The 6774-nt window shown below is 48.3% G+C and carries 10 protein-coding genes; all 10 read left to right on the top strand.

What is annotated here, in order from left to right; all coding sequences use genetic code 11:
• The first annotated feature begins 370 nt into the window (after window positions 1-370).
• A complete protein-coding gene (locus R3177_RS12000) occupies window positions 371-658 on the top strand; it encodes a ferritin-like domain-containing protein (RefSeq protein WP_318971266.1) in 288 nt (95 codons plus the stop codon).
• A gap of 144 nt (window positions 659-802) precedes the next feature.
• Window positions 803-2065 carry a GspE/PulE family protein gene (locus tag R3177_RS11995; RefSeq protein ID WP_318971265.1) on the top strand — a complete coding sequence of 421 codons (1263 nt, stop codon included), beginning with the start codon at window positions 803-805 and terminating at the stop codon, window positions 2063-2065.
• A 97-nt stretch (window positions 2066-2162) separates the two neighbouring features.
• The gene (locus tag R3177_RS11990; RefSeq protein ID WP_318971264.1) at window positions 2163-3656 is read left to right on the top strand and encodes a hypothetical protein; all 1494 of its coding nucleotides are present in this window, start codon (window positions 2163-2165) and stop codon (window positions 3654-3656) included.
• 201 nt (window positions 3657-3857) lie between these two features.
• A complete protein-coding gene (locus tag R3177_RS11985; RefSeq protein WP_318971263.1) occupies window positions 3858-4046 on the top strand; it encodes a hypothetical protein in 189 nt (62 codons plus the stop codon).
• Between the two features lie 97 nt (window positions 4047-4143).
• A complete protein-coding gene (locus R3177_RS11980) occupies window positions 4144-4866 on the top strand; it encodes a DUF445 domain-containing protein (protein WP_318971262.1) in 723 nt (240 codons plus the stop codon).
• Between the two features lie 188 nt (window positions 4867-5054).
• Entirely contained in the window at window positions 5055-5492 is a 438-nt protein-coding gene (locus tag R3177_RS11975; RefSeq protein ID WP_318971261.1) for a cysteine peptidase family C39 domain-containing protein, read from the top strand.
• Window positions 5446-5613, top strand: a complete 168-nt coding sequence (locus R3177_RS11970) for a hypothetical protein (protein WP_318971260.1) — start codon at window positions 5446-5448, stop codon at window positions 5611-5613. Before R3177_RS11975 ends, R3177_RS11970 begins: the two co-directional genes overlap by 47 nt.
• The gene (locus R3177_RS11965) at window positions 5610-6317 is read left to right on the top strand and encodes a hypothetical protein (RefSeq protein ID WP_318971259.1); all 708 of its coding nucleotides are present in this window, start codon (window positions 5610-5612) and stop codon (window positions 6315-6317) included. The genes R3177_RS11970 and R3177_RS11965 overlap by 4 nt, the downstream gene beginning before the upstream one ends.
• Window positions 6289-6588, top strand: coding sequence for a hypothetical protein (locus R3177_RS11960; RefSeq protein WP_318971258.1), 300 nt, complete (start codon window positions 6289-6291; stop codon window positions 6586-6588). Before R3177_RS11965 ends, R3177_RS11960 begins: the two co-directional genes overlap by 29 nt.
• A gap of 89 nt (window positions 6589-6677) precedes the next feature.
• Window positions 6678-6774 (top strand): transposase (locus R3177_RS11955; RefSeq protein WP_318971267.1); only part of this gene is annotated, 97 nt, incomplete at its 3' end.

Genomic DNA, 6774 nt, shown 5'->3' with positions numbered 1-6774 from the left:
TTTTCATTTAACGCGGCAGAGATCGAGGATTTGGTTCGAACCCTGAGTTCGACAAATTCGTTGGGAGCGAATTTGGACGCACTTTAGTGCGGCCCGCAGGGCCAGCGCCATGGATGGTGCTGGCAATCCCTCTCTCGGCCTACTGCGTAGGCTCTTTTCATTTAGCGCGACAGAGATCGCGCATTTGGTTCAAACTTTGGCATTTGGCATTTGGCATTTGGCAATTTCTCCAAGGGTTCCACTTAAGCACAGAAACGCACATTATCGGGCAAAACATCGCAAAACTCCCCCTTTAACGGCGAGCGGGCAGGCAAGTGCCGGTACAGTCATCTACACTAAGGTTTTTAACGTACTGGAAGTGGAGATATCTATGGCAAATGAAGGCTATCATGAACCTGTGGCAGAATTAACCGCTGAAACCCGCGAGATGCACCGCGCTATCACCTCTTTAATGGAAGAACTGGAAGCCGTTGACTGGTATAACCAACGGGTTGATGCCTGTACCGATGAGCAGCTTAAAAAAATTCTTATTCATAACCGCGATGAAGAAAAAGAGCATGCCGCTATGGTGTTGGAGTGGATAAGACGACGCGATCCGCACTTTGACAAACAGCTGAAAGATTATTTGTTTACCGATAAACCTATTGCCCATGACTAACCTGCGGTGGCTGACCGCCACTTTCAAATACTGGCAGGGGTAACGTTGCCTGCGCGTTAGCTGCTGGCAAACCGGGCTAATCCTGTTTGCTATACTTGACTGCTGAGCCATATGACAGGGATTTAATTTTCAGGGGAAAACGTGATGAGCGGAATTAACCAGGCAGAGCGCAAACTTCGCAAAGATTTGCTGAAAGATTTTTACCGTCATCTTAATGAGACGGATGACGAGCAGGCTGAAGATACACTGGAAGCCTATGCGTTAATAAACGATGCCGTCGCAGCCAGAGCCACTGATATTCACCTGGACCCTTTTGATGATCAGTACCGGATACGGCTGAGGATTGATGGTGTAATAAGAGATGCGGTTGACCTGGCGCCGGGGCAGGGCCTGCGGCTGGGTAACCAGTTTAAAGCACTCGCCAGGCTGGATCCGATACCGGCAGTGAGCAGTGCAGAGGGCAGTTTTGTGTATCTGCTGGATGACGAAGAGCTGGATTTACGGGTAACAGCTGTGCCCTGTATTGGCGGTGATAAGCTGGCGATAAGGCTGTTGAAGCAAACCGACGGCATGACAGATATTAAAAGGCTTGGCATTTCTGACGAAGGGTTAGGATGGATAAGGCGCTGGATGGATGCCACTGGTGGTATGTTTCTGGTGGCGGGGCCAACCGGCAGCGGTAAAACAACCACGCTGTACTCGTTGTTGCATGAGCTTAAAATGAATGACAGTCATGTTATTACGCTGGAAGATCCGGTTGAGTATGCGATACCGGGTATCAATCAAATTCAGGTAAATGAACGCTATGGCCTTAATTTTGAAAACGGTACCCTGGCTATGCTCAGGCTGGACCCTGATTATGTATTAATTGGTGAAGTACGGGACAGGCCCTCTGCCAAGGCTGCAGTGAGTGTTGCGACCAGCGGGCGGGCATTGATGGGCACCCTGCATAGCCGTGATGCCGTCGGCACTATTGCAGCATTACGAAATTTAGGACTGGATAATTTTGAAATTGCCACCAACCTGACACTGGTGGCAGCACAGCGTTTAGTGGCAAGGCTGTGTCCGGAATGTCGCACCCAGCGCGCTCCCGACAGCATTGAAACCCAGTGGCTGGAAAAGTGTGGCCGCGAGGTTCCTGAGAAAACCTGGGCGCCGGTGGGATGTCCATCCTGTGCCGGCCTTGGCTTTAAAGGGCGAATTGGCATTTTTGAAATCTGGCAGCCTAATCAGGCTGACTACGAGATGATTTTGCGCCATGAAAATGAGCACGCGATGCGTCAGGCGTTACAAAACCGTGACGTGCCACTGATGCTGGATGATGGTTTGGACAAAGCGGCGCAAGGTTTAACAACCTTAAGAGAGTTGCTTAGAAGCGGCACTATGCTGCCGGCAGAAAATGATTAAAGGGTGCTGTCCAGCGCCCGTGAATTGCTGGTAAAATAGCCTTACTGCCAAAAACCGCTGTCCGGCGGTTTTAACCTTTTTGCTTTACGGAGTGTGCATGCGTAATGTTGTTGCGTTGGTGCTTGCTGTCTGGCTGCCGGCGGTTGCCGCACAGACTGCAGTCGTTTTTAGTGATGGGTTTGAAAGCAGTAATGAAACACAGTGGCAGCATCTGGGCGACTGCCGGTCTCTTCCCGGGACACCGCGCTCCGGTGAGTTAGCCTTGCATTGTCAGCCAGGTAATGCGGTGTTGTTCAGCAAAAACGCGATTAATGAGATGGGCGTGCTGGAGTTGTGGCTGCGGCCTGAAACCGTGAATACCTCGTATCGTATTCATGTGCTGATATCCGAACTGCCGGGGCTGAATGCATTGTGGCAGCCCGTTGCCCTGATCGAGCATACGGCGGGTGATACCAGTTTTAAAGCACACCGGGTATCGATTGATGAGCCGGCCAGCCGTTATCTGCGATTTGATATTGAGGTTAATCATGGCGCTGTCGCGCTGGATGATGTGATGGTCGAGCGTATTTTGCTTGCGACGGCGCTGCAGAAAAATGAACAGCGCATTGTCAGTGGCATTCTTGATAAGCTGCGGGACGATCAGAATATTGCCCTGCAAGCTGAGTCATTTCGAACTCTCGGTGAAAACTACGCGGCTCAGCTGGATTTACAGCGACAGTATCTGGAATACGCCAATGCCCTGCATTCAGGTATTGCACTGGCGCTGGCAGGTTCTGAGCGCAACAGAATGTCTAACCCGATGGCCTATGCCAGCTTTCGCAGTATTGTCACTGATGCCAGGCGGGTGACTACACCACTGCAGCAAGCACGGTTAAATTCGATGTTAAAACCCTTTGGTGATCTGGTCACCGCCAGTCTGAATGTGGTCAGTGGCGGCACCTACTCGGCCTTTGCCGAGCCGTTTAAGTCTTTCCTTGCGTCCAGTTTTGATAAAAGCAATTACAAGGATGCCGGTTTAAGCCGGGCCGATCGTAAATTTGCTGAACAGAATGGCCTGAAAATATATCAGGATGCAGAGCGGTTTTTATCCGAGCTTGAAAAAGAGCTGACTCAGGCTGTGGCGCTGGACAATGAACTGCTGGCTATTCAGAAGACGGTCGACCGGTTCCGGCGCGATCTGGATAAACAGCTGCGTGATACGTTACACCATGCCAGTATGGCCCGCTCACAGGAAACAGTTAGCCGGGCGCTCAGCAAAGACGAACTTATCCGGCAAAAACTGATGAGTGAGGTAGCGGGCAATATTACCCTTAAAGCCAATAGTTACCTTAGTGAAGGCAATAATACTGAGCTTATCCGGTTTGTGCTGAAAACCTCAGAGCAACTGGAGCAGACCCAGAGTTATAAAGACCAGTTTAACCAGATCACATCAGCGGTGCTGACCTATTATGATCGCTTTGAGCGCTCTGTACACAGCAGCCAGAACCCCTTTACTGAGCAAGCGGATAAACAAATCTGGGACAGTCATGCTGCTAAAGCCCGCAGTTATCTGCAGCAGTCCAAGGAGTCGTTCAACCGCGCTTATCTTTAACGAAGCCGCAACACGACACGGCCTGAAGTCTGCTAATTTTTTAACTGATTCAGCTCAGGCTCAGTTTAGCCAACCTACGCTTAGTGTTTACGAGCGGTTGGACAGAGATAAATCAGTGGTGAACATAGCGGTTCACCAGACGTGCAGCTGATGAATGTTAACTCCCCATACCGCTGTTTTCAGGTAAGGCAGGAGTCTGTTATGAGTGTTTCCAAAAAACGTGATATGTCACAAAAACAGTTTTTTTCTCAGCAAAACCAAGCTGCTGAGGCAAGTCAGCCAGAGCGTAAAGCACTGAGTCTGGCCTGGGATGATAAACGTAAACCGTTAAATACCACCGCTTCACGCGATGCCGACATCAGCCATTGTGCGGTGCTGGGATATAACTGAAGTTAGCCGGGCTTTTCAAAGCCGGATGACTTGCCTGCTGCTGACTGGCTGATTAGAATCGGCGTCTCGTCTTTTAATCGCTAGTCAGAGATCAGGTATGAATAAAAATATTATTACCAATGGGATAGCCGCGCTGGTGGTCGCTGCGGCGTGGTACTGGCAGCAGCCGGTTTTGCTTAGTGTCGGATTATTTGCGTTATCAGGTGCATTAACCAACTGGCTTGCCGTTCATATGTTGTTTGAAAAGGTACCGCTACTGTATGGCTCAGGGGTAATTCCGGCACGGTTTGCTGAGTTTAAAGCCGGTATCTATCAGCTGGTGATGAGCCAGTTTTTCAGTGCCGACAATATCGAACGCTTTTTAACCGCCAGACAACAGTCCCCGCTGGATGATAAACCTGCCCCCACCTTTGACTTTGAGCCGGTCATCGCCAAAACCGACTTATCGCCGGCGTTTGATTCGCTGCTAAAAGTGGTAGAACAGTCATCTTTTGGCGGTATGCTGAACATGTTTGGTGGTAGTGCTGCTCTGTTGCCGTTAAAAGAGCCTTTTATTGAGCGGTTAAAAGCAGCCTTAACTGACGTTTCCCGCAGTGAGGAATTTAATCAGCTGGTGCTGGCGCAGCTTGATCAGCCTGAGCAGTTAGCACAGATCCGTGATCAGGTAGATACCATAGTGCAGCAACGGCTGGCTGAACTGACCCCGGAACTGGTAAAAGAGATTATTCAGCAGATGATCCGCCAGCATTTAGGCTGGCTGGTGGTCTGGGGTGGTGTCTTCGGGGGTATTATTGGCTTGGCAGCGGCTTTTATTCAGTAGTAAAAATCTTATCGCCCTCGTTATAAGCCCCACGTGTGGAGCTGCCGGTTAACCTCAGCTCCTACGTTGCCAATGCAGTTATATTACGGTTGGCCTATAATAATTTACAAAAAAATACATTTGTTATTTGATTTTTAGCTAACTGCTGCTAATGTCTGCGCGTTTTTTTGTGTTCTTAAAGGGAACTTATGTCGCAGAATTCGCCATTTGCAGTTGGCGTGCAGTGTCTGGCTATTGTCGCCCGCATGCAGCAAACCCCCGCTGAAGTGAGTGCCATCCTCAGAGAATTCACACCGCAAAGTGATGATCTAAATGATATTTACCTGGTGAAAGCCGCTAAAAGCTTAGGCTTTAAAGCCAGGTTTATTCAGGTTGAACCCGCTAAGTTAGATGCATTGCTGTTGCCGGCTGTCGGTAAAACCCATGATGGCAGTTACTTTATCCTGGCCCGGATTAAAGATAATAAAGCCCTTATTCAGGATATTACCAGCGGCCAGGTGCAAAGCATTTCGTTAACAATGTTAGCGGTTATGTGGACAGGCGAGCTACTGCATTTAACTAAACGCGCCGGTTTGCTGGATGCCAAAACCAGTTGGCTTTCGCTGGTTTATTCCGGCTTTAATTAAATACCGCCACTTATTTGCCGATGTGCTGATGGCCTCATTATTTATTCAGCTGGTGGGGCTGGCGACACCGATATTTTTTCAGGTAACTAAAGCGGTGGATGAAGGAGTAAGGGAGCGATGACGCAAGACAATAACAAGCAGAGAAGCTGGCTGCTGCGGGTGCACCAGAAAATCAACGATGGCATGGTGGATAGTAACCCAAGGCTTGTTTGGGTTCGCACTAAATATTGGACATTGATGACATTCTTAATGTTCATAGTATTTTTTAGTAATTGGTACGTGATTTATGGGTCTTCAGCCCAGTCGATGCCTGCATGGTTCAATTGGTTGGCGTATTCAGTGGTAGAAACAGTACCCGGTGCCAAAGCCACTGTGCAGCATTCGTGGTATCTGCGTGATAAGTTTCCTTATATTTACACTATTAATTTCATTCTGGCTCCACTGACGTTATTGATAGCGTTGATGGGAACATCGTTTAAACCCGCAACCCCTCAATTACGCATAACAAATTTTCGGGATGTCTTTAATTTTCACTGCCGTTATGTCTTTTTTGGAATTTACTGCGCTTTTTATATTTTTGCGTTTTATTCCGGGCTTTGGTTAGAGCCAGTATTTGCCCCTAAGCCACTGCCACAAATCTCAGCTGGGGGTGCTGCAATTGGTTATCGGATGTTTGAAACGCCTTTTGGTGCACTAGTCATTTATGGCATGGCATTGTGCTTTTTTACGCCCGTTATTTTAGGTACTTGTCTCCATTGGGCGGGACGATGGTATTGGTCTGCTTTAAAGGTGTTTTATGAATTTTTATTTAAAAAGGAGCTTTAAAAATGAAAACAACTATGGGGTCAAATACGGGGTAATAGAGGGCGAAATTACCGATATCTCCACCGATGCCGTCGAGCTGGAAGGTGTGGGCCTGGTATTTCCTATTAAGGTAAAACTTAAGCAGCACAGCATTAAAGCCGGTAATAAAACTGTGCCGTTGGGCTCGGGTATGGCAGTAACGGTAGAAGTAAAAACCGGTGAGCGCAGAATTATAGAGTTTTTATTATCACCAGTGATTAAAGCAGTGGATGAAGGGGTGAGAGAGCGATGAGTAACACATTGTCTAACGGTAGGTGCTGAATCGCCACTAGTTTCTTAGACACCTCTTAGTTAGATAAACTAACTCAAAGAGAGGTGCTTATGAGCGGTAAACGCTATCCTGAAGAATTCAAAATCGAAGCGGTTAAACAAGTTGTTGATCGCGGTCATTCCATCGCTGATGTTGCTAAGCGTTTAG

Source organism: Arsukibacterium sp., from assembly GCF_033722355.1.
Taxonomy (GTDB): Bacteria; Pseudomonadota; Gammaproteobacteria; order Enterobacterales; family Alteromonadaceae; genus Alishewanella.
This window is presented reverse-complemented; position numbering and strand designations above follow the sequence as displayed.